This window comes from Streptomyces sp. NBC_00466 (genome assembly GCF_041433995.1).
Classification (GTDB): Bacteria; Actinomycetota; Actinomycetes; order Streptomycetales; family Streptomycetaceae; genus Streptomyces.
This window is the reverse complement of sequence record NZ_CP107896.1, coordinates 605,111-622,912: the sequence shown is the minus strand read 5'-3', so window position 1 is coordinate 622,912 and position 17,802 is coordinate 605,111. Positions and strand designations below refer to the sequence as shown.

General features: G+C 71.1%; 16 protein-coding genes. 3 read left to right on the top strand and 13 right to left on the bottom strand.

Annotated elements, in window-relative coordinates; genetic code table 11:
- Positions 1–80: 80 nt before the first annotated feature.
- The 3 genes from OG210_RS02800 to OG210_RS02790 all read left to right on the top strand — a co-directional run bounded on the left by OG210_RS02800 (position 81) and on the right by OG210_RS02790 (position 4,660).
- Positions 81–1,106 (top strand): 2-dehydropantoate 2-reductase N-terminal domain-containing protein, encoded by a 1,026-nt coding sequence (locus OG210_RS02800; RefSeq protein WP_328332741.1) that lies wholly within the window; start codon positions 81–83, stop codon positions 1,104–1,106.
- 154 nt (positions 1,107–1,260) lie between these two features.
- A complete protein-coding gene (locus OG210_RS02795) occupies positions 1,261–1,863 on the top strand; it encodes a DsbA family protein (RefSeq protein ID WP_328332743.1) in 603 nt (200 codons plus the stop codon).
- A gap of 148 nt (positions 1,864–2,011) precedes the next feature.
- Complete coding sequence (locus tag OG210_RS02790; protein WP_371534921.1) at positions 2,012–4,660, top strand: fibronectin type III domain-containing protein; 2,649 nt, start codon at positions 2,012–2,014, stop codon at positions 4,658–4,660.
- Between the two features lie 106 nt (positions 4,661–4,766).
- On the opposite strand, the gene OG210_RS02785 is transcribed toward OG210_RS02790, so the two are convergent.
- The 13 genes from OG210_RS02785 to OG210_RS02725 all read right to left on the bottom strand — a co-directional run bounded on the left by OG210_RS02785 (position 4,767) and on the right by OG210_RS02725 (position 17,762).
- Positions 4,767–5,516, bottom strand: a complete 750-nt coding sequence (locus OG210_RS02785) for a sirohydrochlorin chelatase (protein ID WP_328332746.1) — start codon at positions 5,514–5,516, stop codon at positions 4,767–4,769.
- Positions 5,517–5,522: 6 nt separating this feature from the next.
- Positions 5,523–6,401 carry an ABC transporter permease gene (locus OG210_RS02780; protein WP_328332748.1) on the bottom strand — a complete coding sequence of 293 codons (879 nt, stop codon included), beginning with the start codon at positions 6,399–6,401 and terminating at the stop codon, positions 5,523–5,525.
- Entirely contained in the window at positions 6,388–7,173 is a 786-nt protein-coding gene (locus OG210_RS02775) for an ABC transporter ATP-binding protein (protein WP_328332750.1), read from the bottom strand. The genes OG210_RS02780 and OG210_RS02775 overlap by 14 nt, the downstream gene beginning before the upstream one ends.
- A 36-nt stretch (positions 7,174–7,209) precedes the next feature.
- Positions 7,210–8,322 (bottom strand): aliphatic sulfonate ABC transporter substrate-binding protein, encoded by a 1,113-nt coding sequence (locus OG210_RS02770; RefSeq protein ID WP_371534920.1) that lies wholly within the window; start codon positions 8,320–8,322, stop codon positions 7,210–7,212.
- Positions 8,323–8,571: 249 nt separating this feature from the next.
- The gene (locus tag OG210_RS02765) at positions 8,572–9,930 is read right to left on the bottom strand and encodes a GTP-binding protein (protein WP_328332754.1); all 1,359 of its coding nucleotides are present in this window, start codon (positions 9,928–9,930) and stop codon (positions 8,572–8,574) included.
- A 1-nt stretch (position 9,931) separates the two neighbouring features.
- The gene (gene cysD, locus OG210_RS02760; protein ID WP_328332756.1) at positions 9,932–10,867 is read right to left on the bottom strand and encodes a sulfate adenylyltransferase subunit CysD; all 936 of its coding nucleotides are present in this window, start codon (positions 10,865–10,867) and stop codon (positions 9,932–9,934) included.
- A complete protein-coding gene (gene cysC, locus OG210_RS02755; protein ID WP_328332758.1) occupies positions 10,864–11,433 on the bottom strand; it encodes an adenylyl-sulfate kinase in 570 nt (189 codons plus the stop codon). Before cysC ends, cysD begins: the two co-directional genes overlap by 4 nt.
- Positions 11,433–12,134 (bottom strand): phosphoadenylyl-sulfate reductase, encoded by a 702-nt coding sequence (locus OG210_RS02750; protein ID WP_328332760.1) that lies wholly within the window; start codon positions 12,132–12,134, stop codon positions 11,433–11,435. Before OG210_RS02750 ends, cysC begins: the two co-directional genes overlap by 1 nt.
- A complete protein-coding gene (locus tag OG210_RS02745) occupies positions 12,131–12,319 on the bottom strand; it encodes a hypothetical protein (RefSeq protein WP_328332762.1) in 189 nt (62 codons plus the stop codon). Before OG210_RS02745 ends, OG210_RS02750 begins: the two co-directional genes overlap by 4 nt.
- Positions 12,316–14,013 (bottom strand): nitrite/sulfite reductase, encoded by a 1,698-nt coding sequence (locus OG210_RS02740; RefSeq protein ID WP_328332764.1) that lies wholly within the window; start codon positions 14,011–14,013, stop codon positions 12,316–12,318. Before OG210_RS02740 ends, OG210_RS02745 begins: the two co-directional genes overlap by 4 nt.
- Positions 14,014–14,187: 174 nt before the next feature.
- A complete protein-coding gene (locus OG210_RS02735) occupies positions 14,188–14,271 on the bottom strand; it encodes a putative leader peptide (protein ID WP_310591794.1) in 84 nt (27 codons plus the stop codon).
- 188 nt (positions 14,272–14,459) lie between these two features.
- Complete coding sequence (locus OG210_RS02730; protein ID WP_328332766.1) at positions 14,460–15,038, bottom strand: GNAT family N-acetyltransferase; 579 nt, start codon at positions 15,036–15,038, stop codon at positions 14,460–14,462.
- Between the two features lie 33 nt (positions 15,039–15,071).
- A complete protein-coding gene (locus tag OG210_RS02725) occupies positions 15,072–17,762 on the bottom strand; it encodes a GNAT family N-acetyltransferase (protein ID WP_371534919.1) in 2,691 nt (896 codons plus the stop codon).
- Between the last annotated feature and the right edge of the window lie 40 nt (positions 17,763–17,802).

Below are 17,802 nucleotides of genomic sequence, written 5' to 3'. Positions count from 1 at the left end.
CCGTACGGGAGGCCCGGCAAGGGGCCGGAATGTGCCTTGGATCATGGCCCGGCGCCGTCCGGCTGTGCCAGAGTCCGGGGATGCGCTACATCATCATCGGAGCCGGCGCGGTCGGCGGCATCATCGGCGGACAGCTGTCCGAGAGCGGCAGCGAAGTGGTTCTGGTGGCCCGCGGGGCGCACTACGAGGCACTCCGGGACGGCGGGCTGCGGATCGCGACCCCGGAGGGTGCCCGCACACTCGCACTGCCGGTCGCCGACGGCCCCGAAGCGGTGGAACTGCGCCCCGATGACGTCCTGGTCCTGACGGTGAAGACGCAGGACAGCGTCGCGGCCCTCGACGCCTGGGGCCCGCGCCCGGTGGCCGGGACCGGCGCGACGGCCGCCGAGGTGCTCCCGCTGGTCTGCGCGCAGAACGGTGTGGAGAGCGAACGCCTCGCGCTGCGCAGCTTCCGCCGGGTGTACGGCCTGTGCGTCTGGCTGCCCGCGACCTTCCTGGAGCCGGGCTCCGTCGCCGCGGGCGGTTCCCCGCTCTCCGGGATACTGCACATCGGCCGCTATCCGGAGGGCACGGACCGTACCGCCCGGCAGATCGCGGCGGATCTGGAGAAGGCCCCGTTCGAGGCGCCGGTCGTCCCCGACGTGATGCGCTGGAAGTACGGCAAACTCCTCTCGAACCTGGTCAATTCGCTCACGGCGGCCTGCGGGATCCACGGCACGGACCCCACCGCTGACGCCATCGTGGAGGAGCTGCTCCGGCAGGCGGATGCCGAGGGGCGCGCCGTCTACGCAGCAGCCGGGATCGAGGCCGCGAGTGCCGAGGAGCAGCAGCGGGCGCGCGGCGACAGGATCACCCAGCTACCGGTCGAGGGGCAGCCGCGCGGCGGCGGGTCCTCGTGGCAGAGCCTCAGCCGGGGCACGGGCACCATCGAGGCCGACTTCCTCAACGGTGAGATCGCCCTGCTCGGCCGGCTGCACGGGGTGCGGACCCCGGTGAACGACGTACTCCAGCGGGTGGCCAACACCTTCGCGCGAGAGCGCCGGCCCGCGGGCTCCATGCCGGCCGCCGAGCTGGCCGCGCTGGTGGCCGACGCGACCCAGCACTGAACGGCGAAGCGGTACTGAACGCGGAGCGGTGCTGAACGTGCCGCATGAAGTGAGCCCGGCCGCCCCGCGCTGCGAGGACCGGCCGGAGTGGCCCGCTGAATCCCTCCCCAAGTGGCCCACGTGGGGAGGCCATTGCGGCCATAACCTCGTCCGTATGACGACTCTCGACTTCTACTTCGACCCCGCCTGCCCCTTCGCCTGGATCACCTCACGCTGGATCCTGGAGGTCGAGCAGCACCGGGACATCGACGTCCGCTTCCGGGTGATGAGCCTCTACCTCCACAACGAGGGCAACGAACTGCCCGACTGGTACCGCGAGTTGGTCGACAAGTCGATCGGCCCGGTACGGGTGGCCGTCGCCGCTGCCCAGGAGCACGGGGACCAGGTGCTCCGCGACCTCTACACCGCGCTCGGCACCAGGATCCACGCCGGGAAGAACGAGGACTTCGACCAGGTGATCGCGGAGTCCCTCGCTGAGACCGGACTGCCCGCCGCCCTCGCGGACGCGGCGCACTCGACGGCGTACGACGACGCGGTCCGCCGCAGCCACGACGCGGGGAAGGACCCGGCGGAGGGTGCCTACGTCGGGACCCCGACGCTCCACCTGGACGGCGCCGTCTACTTCGGCCCGGTTCTCGGCTCGATCCCGCGCGGCGAGGAGGCGGCCCGGATCTTCGACAGCGTGCGGGTGCTCGCCGGGTGCCCGGACTTCTTCGAGCTGAAGCGCACCCGCACCGGCAGCCTCGACTTCGGCTGAGCGGGGGCCTGCTGTTGGCTGTTCGGACGCCCGGAGTCCTCCGATGATCTGAAAGGAATCAGTCGGATCCTATCGGCATTCTTGTCGGATCCGTTGACCGCTGCATCTCAACCCTCCTACCTTTCTCCTGCCATATGAACCTGATTCCATGGGAGGGAAGATGCTCGCACCCCGAAGAGCCACGCTTGTCGCGGCTCTCTCCGCCGTCCTGGCGCTCGGCGTCCCTGGCAGCGTGACCGCGGCCGGAGCCGACTCCGGTGCCGGCGGCTCCGCCGGTTCGCACTCAGCGGACGTGTATGTCACCCCGTCCGGCGACGACCACGCCCAGGGCACCGCCCGCCACCCCGTCAGAAGCCTTCAGCGCGCCCGGGATCTGGCCCGGGTCAGATCCGCCGGCCACGACGGAGATCTCACCGTTCACCTCGCGTCGGGTACCTACCGGACGACGGAGCCGCTCGTCCTCGATGCGAGGGACTCCGGGCGCGGCGGACACCGGATCATCTGGCAGGGCACCGGCTCCACCGTCATCAGCGGCGGCAAGAAGGTCCAGGGCTGGAAGCCGGTCCACGGGCGCCCCGGCCTCTACTCGGCGCCCGCACCCCAAGGGCTCACCGACACCCGCCAGTTGTACGTCGACGGAGTCCGGGCCCAGCGCACGCGGGGCGAGGTGCCCGTGGGGCTGACCGCCACCGCGTCCGGGTACACCACGACGGTGGACACCATCGCCCACTGGCGCCACCCGTCCGACGCCGAATTCGTGTACTCCAGCGGCGAGGAGCTCTGGAACGTCGAGCGCAACGGCCTGGGCCAGTGGACCGAGCCCCGCTGCCGGATCGCCGCGGCCAAGGGCACCACGCTCACCATGGCCCAGCCCTGCTGGGACAACTCCAACAAGCGGGTGGAGTTCCCGGACATCCCCGGGCGCACCGTCTCCATGGTCGGCCCAGGACATCTCACCAACGACGCCAAGGCGTCCTACATCGAGAACGCCTACGAACTCCTCGACCAGCCCGGCGAGTGGTACCTGGACCGTACAGCCCACACGGTCTACTACCTCCCGCGCAAGGGGGAGGACATCCGGCACGCGGACGTCGAGGCCGCGGCGGCGGAGAAGCTCGTCGACGGGCGGGGCACCGCAGCCGCCCCGGTCCACGATGTCGCCTTCCGCGGGGTGCAGTTCAGCTACGCGACCTGGCTGACCCCGTCCAAGCCCGAGGGCTTCTCCGAGATCCAGGCGGGCTACACCATCACCGGCGCCAACGGCTGGGCCACCCAGGGCCTCTGCGGGTTCGTGAAGGGCGGCACCTGCCCGTTCGCCTCCTGGACCCCGATGCCGGGGAACGTCTCCTTCACCTACGGTACCCGCATCGAATTCAGCGACGACGACTTCACCCACCTCGGCGCCGCCGGCCTGCAACTGGGCACCGGAACCAGCGACTCCAGGGTCCGGGGCAACACCTTCACCGACATCTCGGGCAACGGCCTGGAGATCGGTGGAGTCGACGGCAGTACCCCCGCCGACCACGTCGAAGTGACGGACAACCATCTGTACGCCCTGCCGCGCGAGTTCCACGGCTCGGTCGGCATTCTCAACGGGTACACCCAGCACAACACCATCGCGCACAACCAGCTCGACCATCTCGGCTACAGCGCGATCTCCATGGGCTGGGGCGGCTGGCCCGACAAGGTCGGCTCACCCGCGACCCCCAACGCCAGCCATGACAACGCGGTGAGCGACAACCTCATCTTCGACTACATGCAGATGTTCGACGACGGCGGCGGGATCTACACCCAGGGCCTGACCGGCACTTCGCTGGCAGACGGCGAGAAGGTCACGGGCAATGTCATCCACGACCAGTGGGGCCTGGGCAAGAGCGTCTACACCGACAACGGCTGCACCTACGAGACCGTCGAGGGCAATGTGCTCTACGGCGCCTCGTACGCCAATGTCGCCAGCCGTCACACCGACTACCGCGACCAGCTCGGCAACAACGACCCGACGCTCGTCAAGGACAACTGGTGGGAGGAAGGCACCGCCGACGGCGACAACAAGGGGCTGGTGACGACCGGCAACCACATCATGGCCGCACCGTCGGACGCCCCCGCCGCGATCGTCGCCGCCGCGGGAATCGAGCCCGCGTACCGGGACGTCCTCAGCCGCACCGCGGGAGCCGTCTCCGTTCCCGAGGCGCCGTCCAGGGTCGGTACCAGCACGGCAGGGGCGGACGCCCTGTACGCCATCTTCAACCCGGTCTTCGCCGACGGGGGTTCGCCGGTCCTCAGCTACACGGCGCACGCCCTGCGGCCGGACGGCACCGAGGCCGCGCGGCAGACCGTGTCGGCAGCCGACTACAAGCGGCTGGCGTACATTCGCATCGGCGGACTCCCCGCCGGCGGCGGCCCCTTCACCGTCACTGTCACCGCGGCCAACGCGCACGGGAGCAGCGCGCCCTCACTCGCATCCGCCCCGCTCGTCCCGACGGCGGTCACCGTGCTGCCCGACGCGCCGACGGGCCCGAAGCTCCGCACCGAGGCGACGGCCGCGACCCTCGCCTGGACGCCGCCCAAGAACATGGGTGACGCCAAGCTCACCGGCTACCGCCTCACGGTCTCCGACGGCCGCACCATCGAGGTCACCGGCCGGGACGCGATGGTCGGACAGCCCTCGGGCAAGGGGATGTTCCGGGTGATCGGCGGTCTCAAGCCGGGCACCGGCTACACCGTGACAGTCGCCTCCGTCACCGCGGCGGGCGTGGGCCCGGCGGCCACGGTCACGGCGACCACCAGCGCCGGATAGGGAAGCCGGACAGCAGAACCACCGCACGCCGGCGGGCACCGCGCACCCGCGTGGTGCCCGCCGACGTGCCGGTGACGGTACGGGCCACGCACGTCGTCGCCCGGCGTCAGGCGCTCAGTGCCGCCGGCGCCCGCACCCGTGCCTCGTCGTACCTGGCCAGCAGCAGCCGGGCCAGCTCACCGCAGGGACCCAGCACACCGGCCAGCACATCGGCGCCGGCCGCGCGGGCACCCGCCTCGATACGGTCCGGCAGCCGGCCCGGCGCGATGACATACGGCGCCACCGCGACGCGGTCGGCGCCGTATGCCCGCAACTCCCGTACCGCGTCCTCCGTACGGGGCAGAGCAGCGGAGGCGAACGCAGGCCGCACGGCGCACCAACCGGTGTGCCGCAGCTCCCGCGCAATTTCAGCGATCACTGCGATCGCCTCCGGGTCAGTGGAGCCCGCCGAGGCCAGGACCAGCCCCGTCGAGCGTTTCAGGGACGGGGTGAGCCCCGCTTCGTACAGCCGCCGTTCCAGCGCGGTCAGCAGCAGCGGGGACGGGCCGAGCACCTCCGCCTGGCGCACCCGCATCCCGGCCGGTGCCCCGCGCAGCACCCCCGGGATGTCCCACTTGGCGTGGAAGGCCCGGGTCAGCAGGAGCGGAAGGGCCACCACATCCCGTACGCCTTCGGAGGCCAGCCGTTCGAGCACCCGCGGCACCGACGGCACCGCGAAGTCCAGGAACGCGGTCTCCACCCGAACCCCGGGGCGCAGTGACCGCACCCGCCGGGTCAGCGCACGGACGGTCGCGGCATGGCGGGGGTCACGGCTGCCGTGCGCGACGACGAGGAGCACCGGACGGTCGTCGTACATCCCCGTTCAGCTCCTGACCAGCAGACCGCGGCCGCGCAGCACGCGCCGCTCCAGCGGACTGAAGATGAGCAGGTCGATGGCGATACCGACGATGAGGATCAGGAAGATGGCCAGGAAGACCATCGACATGCTGCTGGTCTCCCGGCCCTGCTCCAGCAACTGGCCGAGCCCCACGCCCAGATCGGGCGACGACGCGATGATCTCCGCCGCCATCAGCGAGCGCCAGGAGAACGCCCAGCCCTGCTTCAGGCCCGCCAGATATCCGGGCAGCGAGGCGGGCAGCACCACATGCCAGGTGCCGCGCAGACCCGAAGCGCCGAGCGTACGGCCGGCGCGCAGATAGAGCGGCGGGACCTGGTCGACGCCGGAGACGAGGCCGTTGGCGATCGAGGGGACCGCGCCCAGCAGGATCACCGCGTACATCATCGTGTCGTTGAGCCCCAGCCAGATCACCGCGGGCGGCACCCAGGCGACCGACGGCAGGGACTGGAGGCCTGAGAGGACCGGGCCGATCGCCGCGCGGACGAACTTCACCCGCGACACCAGGAGCCCCAGCGGAGTCCCGATCACGAGCGCCAGCAGGAAGCCCAGCATGCCGCGCGAGACGCTCGTCCAGATGAAGCCGAGCAGGGTGCCCTGCGCCCAGGCGTCGGTCACCTCGCCCCACACCTGGGCGGGCGAGGGCAGTTTGTAGCTGTCGGTGACCTTCGCCCAGATCAGGATCTGCCAGACGACCAGCACCAGCACCACCGCCACCGCGGGCGGCAGTACTTTCCCCACCAGCACCTGGCGGACCGGGACCCGGTCCACCCGTACGGTGTCGAGCGCGTCCAGACCCGCTTCCAGGCCGGCCAGCTCGTCCGTCCTGACGTCAGTGTCGGCCATGTCGGCGGATCTCCCCACGCAGTTGTTCAGTGATCTCCACCGAGAGCTCCGCGACCGCGGAGTCCTCGATCCGGCGCGGATGCGGAATGTCCACCGCCCACTCGCGCGCCACCCGGCCCGGCCGCGAGGAGAGCAGCACCACCCGCTCGGCGAGCCGCACCGCCTCGCGCACGTTGTGGGTGACGAAGAGGACCGAGACGCTCGTCTCGCGCCAGATCCGGGTCAGTTCGTCGTGCAGTACGTCGCGGGTGATGGCGTCGAGCGCCGCGAACGGCTCATCCATCAGCAGCAGTTGGCTGTCCTGGGCCAGCGCGCGCGCCAGCGCCACCCGCTGGCGCATCCCGCCGGACAGCTCGTGCACCCGCTTGGCGTACGCGCCCTCCAGCCGTACGAGAGCGAGCAGCCGCTCCGCCTCGTCCCGCCGGCCGGCCTTGGGCACGCCCCGCAGCCGCAGCGCCAGTTCGATGTTCTTGCCCGCGGTCAGCCACGGGAACAGCGCGTGCTCCTGGAACATCAGCGCAGGCCGGCCGCCCGGGGTCGTGATGGTCCCCGACGTCGGCGCGTCGAGTCCGGCCACCAGATTGAGCAGGGTGGACTTCCCGCAGCCCGACGCCCCCAGGAGCGTGACGAACTCGCCCGGTGCGACGTCGAGGGTGATGTCGTCGAGTACGAGCTGCCCGGCGGGTCCGCCGAAGGACTTCGAGACGTGGCCGATACGGGCCGCGTGCGTCACCGCGGTCCGGTCGTCGGCCTTGGCGAGTGCTGTGGCCATGGTCGTCACCTCCTGGGAACGGGTCTGGATCCGGGGCTACTTGACGCCGAGACCGGCGTCGGGGACGGACGGCTGCCCGGCGGCCTTGAGGACCTTGTTGAGCGGCCGCAGGTCGTAGATGCCCTTGAGGTCGGGCTGCTGCAGCAGACCGGACTTGACCGCGTGGCCCGCCTCCGTGCTGAGCGTCGCCGCGAGCGGGTCGTCCGTGGTCTGGATCGACTTCCACGCGGGGTCGAGCACATCGGCGGGCAGTGCCTTGCCGGACAGCTTCTTCAGCGCGGCGTTGGCCGACGCCTTCGCCGCGTCCGGGTGGGCCTTGATCCAGGCGTTGGTCTTCACCGAACCGCGCAGTACGGCCTCGACGACGTCCGGGTGCTCCTTGAGGAACTTCTGCGACACCACGATGTTCGTGATCACGAACTTCTTCTGCGGCCACAGGTCGCTCTCGTCGAGCAGCACCTTGGCCCCCTTCGCCACCAGTTTGGACGCGGTCGGCTCCGGGACCCAGGCACCGTCGATGGAACCGGAGGCGTACGCGTCCGGGGTCACGCTGTTGTCCGTGCGGACCACGGAGACGTCGCCCTTGCCGCTGGTGGCATTGGTCTTCCACCCCTTGCCGGCGATCCAGTTGAGGAACGCGACGTCCTGGGTGTTGCCGAGCTGCGGGGTGGCGATCTTCTTGCCCTTGACGTCGTCCAGGGTCTTGATCTTCTTCGGGTTGACCACCAGCTTGACGCCGCCGGAGGCGGAGCCGCCGATGATGCGCAGGCTCTTGCCCTGGGACTTCGTGTACGCGTTGATCGCCGGGGACGGGCCGATCCAGCCGATGTCGATCGAGCCGGAGTTGAGCGCCTCGATCTCGGAGGGCCCCGCGTTGAAGGTGGACGCCTTGAGCTGGGTCCCGCCCAGCTCCTTCTGGAATATCCCCTGCTGGTCGCCCACCAGCGCGGTGGCATGGGTGAGGTTCGGGAAGTAACCGATCCGCACCGAGTCGGCGGAGAGTTTCTTGGCCCCGGCCGCGACGTGGGACGTGCCCGGGTCGTCCTTGGCCTTGGCCGATCCGTAGCCGCAGGCGGTGAGCGCCACGGCCAGCAGCGGGAGGGCGGCGGCGACCGCGAGGCCGCGGCGCAGGGGGGGAGTGGCAGGCACGGGAGGGTTTCCTCTCGATGGCCCGGTGCGGGCGTCCCTCAGGACACCGCCGGGCGGTCGGCTGGTCTTCCAGGTCTTCGCCGGGTCTGGTGCGGCGAGTGGTGATTCCGGGCGCGCAGGCAGTGCGCGTACGCCTTCACGCACATCGCCCGACCCCGCCCTGCCCGCTGCCCAGGGCGCCGCTGCCGATCCGGCCGCCCTCCTTCGCGAAGGTGGCGTAGATGTCCACTGCCATGGCCTGCCGTGACACTAGAAGTCCCACCCGGCCTCGTCCGGTGCGGTCTCGGCGGTCTCCGCCACGGCCTCAGCCGCGGCGGCGAACGCGTCGCCCGCCATCCCGGCGGCCAGCGTGGTGCCGTCGGCCGGGTCGATCAGCAGGAAGGAGCCGGTGCGCCGCGAGTCCGCGTACGCGTCGAGCGCCAGCGGCTCGGCGGTGCGGATGACGACCCGGCCGATGTCGTTGGCGACCAGCTGACCGGGCGCCGGGTGCTGCGACAGGTCGTCCAGGGTCAGCCGGGACGGGATGTCCTTGACGATCGCCTTGACCGTGCGGGTGGTGTGCTTGAGCAGCACCCGCTGGCCCACCGACAGCGCCGAGTCGGCCACATGGCAGACCGTCGCCAGGACGTCCTGGGTCGGCACCGGGGCGTGCTCGGTCGGTGCGATCAGATCGCCGCGCGAGATGTCGAGGTCGTCGGTGAGCCGCACGGTCACCGACTGCGGGGCCCAGGCGATGTCCGCGCTCTGCCCCAGTACGTCGATGCCGGCGATGGTCGACGTACGGCCGGACGGCAGCACCGTGACCGCCTCACCGACCCGCAGTGCGCCCGAGGCGATCTGGCCCGCGTATCCGCGGTAGTCGGGGTGCTCCGCGGTCTGCGGGCGGATGACGTACTGGACGGGGAAGCGCGCCTTGCAGCCGGTGAGGTCGTGACTGGCGGGGACCGTCTCCAGGTGTTCGAGGACGGTCGGGCCGCCGTACCAGTCCATGTGGGCGGACGGCTCCACCACATTGTCACCGGCCAGCGCGGAGATCGGGATCGCGGTGATCTCCGGGACACCGAGCGAGGCCGCGTACGCGGTGAACTCCTCGGCGATGGCGGCGAACACCGGCTCGGCGTACTCGACCAGGTCCATCTTGTTCACGGCGAGCACCACATGCGGCACCCGCAGCAGCGCGGCGACGGCGGCATGGCGGCGGGTCTGCTCGACCACGCCGTTGCGGGCGTCGACCAGCACCACGGCGAGCTCGGCGGTGGAGGCGCCGGTCACCATGTTCCGGGTGTACTGCACATGGCCCGGGGTGTCCGCGAGGATGAACCGGCGCCGGGGCGTGGCGAAGTAGCGGTACGCGACATCGATGGTGATGCCCTGCTCGCGCTCGGCGCGCAGCCCGTCGGTGAGCAGTGCCAGGTCGGGGGTCTCCTGGCCACGGCCTATCGATGCCTGCTCGACGGCCTCCAGCTGATCCGTGAAGATCGACTTGGAGTCGTGCAGCAGCCGTCCCACCAGGGTGGACTTGCCGTCGTCGACGGAGCCCGCGGTGGCGAAGCGCAGCAGCGTGGTGGCCGAAAGCTGCTCGGCCGACCGGTCGGTTGACGTGGTCATTTTAGAAGTACCCCTCGCGCTTACGGTCTTCCATCGCGGCCTCGGACATCTTGTCGTCGGCGCGGGTCGCGCCCCGCTCGGTCAGCCGGGAGGCGGCGATCTCGGTGATCACTGCGTCGAGCGTGGTGGCGTCGGAGTCGACGGCGCCGGTGCAGGACATGTCGCCGACGGTGCGGTAGCGCACCAGCCGGGTCTCGACGGTCTCGGTGTCCTTGGGCCCGCCCCACTCGCCGGGGGTCAGCCACATGCCGGACCGCTTGAACACCTCGCGCTCGTGCGCGAAGTAGATCTCCGGAAGGGCGATCTGCTCCCGCTCGATGTACTGCCAGACGTCCAGCTCGGTCCAGTTGGAGAGCGGGAAGACCCGGACGTGCTCGCCGGGCGCGTGGCGGCCGTTGTAGAGCTGCCACAGTTCGGGGCGCTGGCGGCGCGGGTCCCACTGGGAGAACTCGTCGCGCAGCGAGAAGACCCGCTCCTTGGCGCGCGCCTTCTCCTCGTCGCGGCGTCCGCCGCCGAACACCGCGTCGAATCGGTGCTGCTGGATGCCCTCGGTCAGCGGGACGGTCTGGAGCGGGTTGCGCAGCCCGTCGGGCCGTTCACGCAGCTTCCCGGCGTCGATGTACTCCTGGACGGAGGCCACATGGAGCCGCAGCCCGTGCTCGGCCACCACGCGGTCGCGGTAGGCCAGCACCTCGGGGAAGTTGTGCCCGGTGTCGACGTGCAGCAGCGAGAACGGCACGGAGGCCGGGGCGAAGGCCTTCAGCGCCAGATGCAGCATGAGGATGGAGTCCTTGCCGCCGGAGAAGAGGATCACCGGCCGCTCGAACTCGCCCGCGACCTCGCGGAAGATGTGGACGGCCTCGGACTCCAGGGCGTCCAGGTGGCTCAGGGCGAACGGGCTGTCGGTACCTTCGGTGACAGTGGCGGCGGTCGTCATCGGGCCAGGCCCCTCTCGGTGAGCAGCGCGTGCAGCGCGGCTGCGGACTCCTGCACGGTCTGGGTGTGCGACTCGATGCGCAGGTCCGGGGTCTCCGGCGCCTCGTAGGGGTCGTCAACGCCGGTGAGACCGGAGATCTCGCCTGCCGCCTGCTTGGCGTACAGGCCCTTCACATCGCGTACGGAGCACACCTCGACCGGGGTCGCGACATGCACCTCCAGATACGCGGCGCCGGTGCTCGCGTGCCGCTTGCGCACCGCGTCGCGGCTGTCCGCGTACGGCGCGATGACCGGCACCAGCGCCTTCACGCCGTTGGACGCCAGCAGTTCGGCGACGAAGCCGATCCGCTGGACGTTGGTGTGCCGGTCCTCGCGACTGAAGCCGAGGCCCGCCGAGAGGAACTCGCGGATCTCGTCGCCGTCGAGCACCTCCACCCGGTGGCCCTCGCCGCGGAGGGTGTCCGCGAGTTCGTGGGCGATGGTGGTCTTGCCCGCGCTCGGCAGACCGGTGAGCCAGACAGTGGCTCCCTGGTCCGTCGTCATCTCGTTCTCCTGATCCTTCGTCATCAGCCGTGCAGCCCGCACTCGGTCTTGTTCCGTCCGGCCCAGCGGCCGGCGCGGGCGTCCTCGCCCTCCGCGACCCGCCGGGTGCACGGTGCGCAGCCGATGGAGGGGTATCCGTCCATCAGCAGCGGGTTGGTGAGGACGCCGTGCTCGGCGACGTACGCCTCCACGTCGTCCTGCGTCCAGCGGGCGATCGGCGAGATCTTGGTCTTCTGCCGCTTCTCGTCCCAGCCGACGACGGGGGTGTCCGCCCGGGTGGGGGACTCGTCGCGGCGCAGGCCGGTCGCCCAGGCCGAGTAGTTCCTGAGCCCGTCCTCCAGGGGCTTCACCTTGCGCAGCGCGCAGCACAGGTCGGGGTCCCGGTCGTGCAGCTCCGGGCCGTACTCGGCGTCCTGCTCGGCGACGGTCTGCCAGGGCAGCAGCGTGATGACGTTGACGTCCATCACGGCCTCCACCGCGTCGCGGGTGCCGATGGTCTCGGGGAAGTGGTAGCCGGTGTCGAGGAAGACGACATCCACCCCGGGGAAGGCGCGGGAGGCCAGGTGGGCGACCACCGCGTCCTCCATGGAGGAGGTCACGCAGAAGCGCTTGCCGAAGGTGCCGGCCGCCCAGGTGAGGATCTCCAGGGGCGACGCGTCCTCCAGTTCGCGGCCCGCGCGCTCGGCGAGGGCCTTCGGATCCTCGGTCGCCGCAGTGCCGGTCATATCCCGTCCCCTTCAACGCTGTTGGCCGCGTGGTGCTGGAGCCCGCGGGCCAGCAGCCCGAGGAACTTCAGCTGGAATGCGCGGTTGCACGCCGCGCATTCCCAGGCGCCGTGCCCTGTCTCGTGGGGGCGCAGGTCCTCGTCGCCGCAGTACGGGCAGAAGAAGGGCGCCGCCCGCTCACTCATGAGAGGGACTCCGCGTCCGCGCGTGCGGCCCAGGTCGCGAACCGCTCGCCGTCCGCGCGCTCGGCCTGGAAGTTCTTCAGCACCCGCTCGACGTAGTCGGGCAGTTCGTCCGCGGTGACCTTCAGCCCGCGGACCTTGCGGCCGAATCCCGCGTCGAGTCCCAGCGCGCCGCCCAGGTGCACCTGGAAGCCCTCGACCTGGTTGCCTTCGCTGTCCAGCATCAGCTGGCCCTTGAGGCCGATGTCGGCGACCTGGATACGGGCGCAGGCGTTGGGGCAGCCGTTGATGTTGATGGTGATCGGCTCGTCGAACTCCGGGATGCGGCGCTCCAGTTCGTCGATGAGCGAGGCACCGCGCGCCTTGGTCTCGACGATCGCCAGCTTGCAGTACTCGATGCCGGTGCAGGCCATGGTGGAGCGCCGGAACGGCGAGGCGTTGACCTTGAGGTCGAGCCCTTCGAGAGCGGAGACCACCGAGTCGACCTGCGACTCCTCGATGTCCAGCACGATCATCTTCTGCTCGGCGGTGGTCCGCAGCCGCCCGGAGCCGTGTGCCTCGGCGACCTCGGCGATCTTCGTCAGGGTCGTGCCGTCCACCCGTCCCACGCGGGGCGCGAACCCCACGTAGAAGCGGCCGTCCTGCTGCTTGTGCACTCCGAGGTGGTCGCGCCAGACGCCGGCGGGCTGCTCGGGCGCGGGGCCGTCGGTCAGCTTCCGCTGGAGGTACTCGTCCTCCAGGATCTGCCGGAACTTCTCCGGACCCCAGTCGGCGACCAGGAACTTCAGCCGGGCGCGGTTGCGCAGCCGGCGGTAGCCGTAGTCCCGGAAGATCGAGATGACGCCTTCGAAGACATCGGGCACCTCGTCGAGCGGCACCCAGGCGCCGAGCCGGACACCGAGCTTCGGGTTGGTGGAGAGCCCGCCGCCCACCCACAGGTCGAAACCCGGGCCGTTGTCGGGGTGGTCGACACCGACGAACGCGACGTCGTTGATCTCGTGCGCCACATCGAGCTGCGGGGAACCGGAGATCGCGGTCTTGAACTTCCGCGGCAGGTTGGAGAACGCGGGATTGCCGATGAAGCGGCGCTGGATCTCGTCGATGGCCCAGGTGCCGTCGATGATCTCGTTCTCGGCGACGCCCGCCACCGGGGAGCCGAGGATCGTACGGGGGGTGTCACCGCACGCCTCGGTGGTCGAGAGGCCGACCGCCTCCAGACGCCGCCAGATCTCCGGGACGTCCTCGATCCGGATCCAGTGGAACTGGATGTTCTGCCGGTCGGTGAGGTCGGCGGTGCCGCGTGCGAACTCCTGCGAGACCTCGCCTATGACCCGCAGCTGCTCGGTGGTGAGGCGGCCGCCGTCGATGCGCACCCGCATCATGAAGAACTCGGCGTCCAGCTCCTCCGGTTCGAGGACCGCGGTCTTGCCTCCGTCGATGCCCTGCTCGCGCTGGGTGTAGAGACCCCACCAGCGCATCCGGCCGCGCAGATCGCCGCCGTCGATGGAGCCGAACCCGCGCTTGGCGTAGATCGTCTCAATACGTGTCCGCACATTGAGACCGTCGTCGTCCTTCTTGGTCTGCTCGTTGCCGTTCAGCGGGGTGAAGTGGCCCTTGGCCCACTGGCCTTCGCCACGGTGACGGCTGACCTTGCGTCGGGGCGCGGCTGGCGGGGGTGTTCCAGGGCTGGCGGCCATGATGCTTCGTCCTTCTGTGGCGGCTCGACGGGGCGGTTGATCACGCTGAAGGGACCCCTGTGACCTGCCGGTTCACGGCAGGGCACGGTGGCGGTGGGATTGCAGGACCCCAGCGGGGGACTTCGCTCGTCCGCTACGACGGGGACGGCGGGAAAACGGCGTGGCTGGTGGAGATCAGCGCGCCGGACAGATGGCGCTGGACATGCGGCCGAGATCGACGTGGCGTCGACTCACCAAGGCAATTCCAGTTCCAGACATGACGGAAGCGTGTCACGGCGATCTCGCGCCAGTCCACTACTATCCATTATGTGGACGAGATGGTCTCGTATCATGGGACGGTGTGGTGTCCGTCACGCGGTGGGGTCATGCGGTTGCTTCATGCGGCGGGACTCATACGGCCGGGCTCATACGGCCGGACTCATACGGCCGGGCTCATGCAGCCGGGCTCATACGTCCGCGCCCGGCCACGGGCCCGGAGTCTCGACGTCCGGCTCCTCCTCGGTCTCGGTCCTGAAGAGCCGGAACCCGCGGCTCAGGTAGTTGTCCATCGCGTGGGCGCCGTCCTTGCTGCAGGTGTGCACCCAGACCCGCTCGGTCGCCGCCCGCCCGGGGGTGCGGTCGGCGAGGTCCCAGGCCCGCCGGATGCCGTACGTGAGGAGGTGGCCGCCGATCCGCCGCCCCCGGAAGGCCGGGATCAGCCCGAAGTACATGATCTCCACGGCCCCGTCGTCGTGCGCGCAGAGCTCCACGTATCCGGCCGGGGTGCCCCGGTCGTACGCCACCCAGGTCTCGGTGCCCGGCCGGGCGAGCAGCTCCTGCCACTGGGCGTACGGCATCGAGAGCCGGTCCGTCCAGCGGATGTCCCCGCCCACGGAGGCGTAGAGGTACCGGCTGAACTCGGGGGAAGGGACCTCGGCCCGGACGATCCGGATGTCGCCGGCGGGCTCGGCGGCCGGGCGCAGATCGGCCGGGGAGGTCTGCTCCAGGTACCAGGTGGTCACGGTGACGGTGCGCTCGCTCTTCATGAGGACCAGCGAATCACGCGGTGGCGCGGTGGCTCACAGCAGCCCCGCGGACCCCCGGCGCAGGAACGCGAGACGGGCCCGCTTCTCCGGTTTGTCGATCTCCGGGCCGAGTTCGAAGCCGAAGCCCGCCAGCCGGTCGATCACCTTCTGGTTGCGGACATCCGGTTCGACGACGATGCGCTGCCGGGAGGGATCCGCGAGGACGAAGCGCAGGAACACGCTCAGCAGTGTGGTGGTGAAGCCGTGCTCGGGCCTGCCGTCGGCGGGGCCGATCAGCAGATGGATCCCGTGGTCGCCGGGCTGGACGTCGTAGCAGTCGCCCACCGGGTCGGCCTCCGGCTCGTAGCTCTGGAAGAGCGCCGCGGGTACGCCGTCGCGGTACAGCAGATACGCGTGGTGCGTGGTCAGCGAGTCGACGTACGCGTACGTCTCCTGGACGTCCGCCGGGCTCGCGTCGCCCATGCCCCAGAAGCGGGCCCGCTCCTGGCTGACCCAGCTGTGGATCAGGGCGCTGTCCCGCCGCGGGTCGACCGGGCTGATCCGGACGGTCCCGAATCCGTCCACCCGCTGCTCGTGCACGGTGGTCATGGAGCTCCTCAGCTGTTGCCAGTCGGTGATCACGGGGACGAGCCCGCCGCGTACCCACAGCGGCAGCTGGTCGAGCCGGTGGGGATCGCCGGGTACGCCGGACGCCCCGAGCGGTACCGCCCAGAGGCTGTCGTCGCGCCGGGCCAGATCCCAGACATACCGGGCGGTGGATGCCCGGGCGGCGCGGTGGGTGAGTCCGGGGACGCTGGAGGTGGACAGGACGCAGTCGTGGTCGCCGGAGAGGCCGGGCCATCCGCCGGGCGGCGGTCCCGACGGGCCGCCCGGCTCGCCGGGCAGCGCCTGCCACGGGGCGAGCCGGTGCAGTTCGCCCCATGGGACGTCCGGCGGCGCGGTCTCCTCGGCCGCCGCCCGGACGAGCGCCGCCCGCTCGGTCTCCGGCAGCAGCTCCGACGTGAGCAGGCCGTCCAGTGCGAAGGCGACCCGGGTGACCAGGGCCAGCCAGGGGCGGAAGACCTCCGGATACGTCCCGGCCACCCCGGGCCCGGCCAGGGCGGCGAGCGCCGGGTGTCCGGCCAGCCGCCGCACCACGGCCGCACGGAGAGCGGCGTACGCGGCGGCCTCCCTGCTCGCGGCATCCATCCTGCGGTCCCAGCCGGCCAGCCGCTCTTGCAGGGCGGTCGCACCGGGACCCGGCTCGTCGAGCCCGTCCAGCAGATCGAGCAGGGGCTGCTCCGCGGGCAGCCGGGTGTCCATATGCACCGCGGCCATGCCGGGCGCCGACCAGTTCTCCGCCCCGGCCAGCAACTCCCGTATCCGCCGGGCCCGGTGCGGGGGAGCGAACTCGACCCCGAGTGGGGCGGCCAGTCCCCGCTGGTTGGCCATCACCGCGATCCCGTGTGCCGCCAGCCCGTCGGCCGCCGTCCCGTCCGCTGTCAGCCCGTCCGCCGCTACCCCGTCGGCCGCCGCCCCGTCGACTGCCTCGCGCGGCAGGGGCGCACGCGTACCGCGCCAGGCGTACCGCGCCTCCCAGCCGGGGACGACACCCAGCCCGTTCTCCCGGTCGCGCACCGGAACCGCCCCGGCGACCCGGTGCAGCAGACCGCCCCGGGTGTCCGCGGCCTGGACGACGTTGACGGGCTCGGCCCACCGGTCGAAGGCCCGGTCCACATCGGCGACCGTACGGGCGCGCAGCAGCAACGGCAGTGCCTCGAAGCCGAGTTCACCGGTCACCCGCGGGGGATAGCGGAGGCTGATCGCCGAAGGGGCGCCCGGGCCGCCGACGATGACCGGGCCGCGTGCGGTCTCGGTCACCTCCACCGCGACCGGCTCGCCGCCCGCCACCTCGATGGTCTCGGTGTGCGAGGGGGCGGGCTCCCAGCCGTCCGGGCCGCACGCCTCCACACCCGCGCCGGTGCGCCGCAGGCGCTCCCGGTAGAGGTCCTGGTAGTCGGCCATGGCGTTGGTGATCGACCAGGCCACCGCCGACGTGTGCCCGAAGTGCGCGATGCCGGGAACGCCCGGCACGGCGAGGCCCGCCACGTCGAACTCCGGGCAGGCCAGGTGGATCTGCTGGTAGACGCCTGGCGCCTCGATGAAGCGGTGCGGGTCGCCCGCGAGGATCGGTGCGCCACTCGCGGTGCGTGCCCCGGTGACCAGCCAGCCGTTGCTGCCCGCGGTGCGCGGGCCGTCGGTCGCGAAGAGGCCGAGGGCCCGGTCGCCCAGCGCGGCGGCCGCTTCCTCGCGCCACAGCTTGGCGGGGAATCCGGCGAAGAGGATGTGAGTGGACAGCCAGACCGCCAGCGGCGTCCACGGCTGCCAACTGCCCGGCTCCAGACCGGCCGTGGCGAACTCCGTCGCGTTCCTGGCCCCTTCGGCCAGTCCGGCGTTGACGCCGTCGGTGTACGAGCGGACCCATCCGGCGGTGTCCGCGTCGAGGCGCGCGTAGCAGCGTCGGGCGGTGTCCGCCAGCCTGACCTGCCGGGCGAAGCTGTCCCAGGCGACGGCATCGGGGCCCAGGAAGGCGGCGCTGGTTCCCTGGGCCCGGTGCCGCTCGGTCTCCAGCTGCCAGGCGCGGTCCGTCGCCGCGTTGCGGCCCTGCGCGTGGGCCAGGGCTGCCGCGCTGTCCGCCCGCAGATGCGGAATGCCCCAGTGGTCGCGGTGCAGCTCGGTGCTCACCCTTGTCCCCGTTCCATTAGGTTAGGCTCACCTAAGCTAA

Coding starts and splice junctions, on each gene's coding strand:
- OG210_RS02780 (WP_328332748.1), bottom strand. CDS start 6,401: ATGGCCGACACTGACGTCAGGACGGACGAGCTGGCCGGCCTGGAAGCG.
- OG210_RS02745 (WP_328332762.1), bottom strand. CDS start 12,319: ATGAGTGAGCGGGCGGCGCCCTTCTTCTGCCCGTACTGCGGCGACGAG.
- OG210_RS02730 (WP_328332766.1), bottom strand. CDS start 15,038: ATGAAGAGCGAGCGCACCGTCACCGTGACCACCTGGTACCTGGAGCAG.
- OG210_RS02765 (WP_328332754.1), bottom strand. CDS start 9,930: ATGACCACGTCAACCGACCGGTCGGCCGAGCAGCTTTCGGCCACCACG.
- OG210_RS02775 (WP_328332750.1), bottom strand. CDS start 7,173: ATGGCCACAGCACTCGCCAAGGCCGACGACCGGACCGCGGTGACGCAC.
- OG210_RS02795 (WP_328332743.1), top strand. CDS start 1,261: ATGACGACTCTCGACTTCTACTTCGACCCCGCCTGCCCCTTCGCCTGG.
- OG210_RS02800 (WP_328332741.1), top strand. CDS start 81: ATGCGCTACATCATCATCGGAGCCGGCGCGGTCGGCGGCATCATCGGC.
- OG210_RS02790 (WP_371534921.1), top strand. CDS start 2,012: ATGGGAGGGAAGATGCTCGCACCCCGAAGAGCCACGCTTGTCGCGGCT.
- OG210_RS02735 (WP_310591794.1), bottom strand. CDS start 14,271: ATGTCTGGAACTGGAATTGCCTTGGTGAGTCGACGCCACGTCGATCTC.
- OG210_RS02750 (WP_328332760.1), bottom strand. CDS start 12,134: ATGACCGGCACTGCGGCGACCGAGGATCCGAAGGCCCTCGCCGAGCGC.
- cysD (WP_328332756.1), bottom strand. CDS start 10,867: ATGACGACCGCCGCCACTGTCACCGAAGGTACCGACAGCCCGTTCGCC.
- OG210_RS02740 (WP_328332764.1), bottom strand. CDS start 14,013: ATGGCCGCCAGCCCTGGAACACCCCCGCCAGCCGCGCCCCGACGCAAG.
- cysC (WP_328332758.1), bottom strand. CDS start 11,433: ATGACGAAGGATCAGGAGAACGAGATGACGACGGACCAGGGAGCCACT.
- OG210_RS02785 (WP_328332746.1), bottom strand. CDS start 5,516: ATGTACGACGACCGTCCGGTGCTCCTCGTCGTCGCGCACGGCAGCCGT.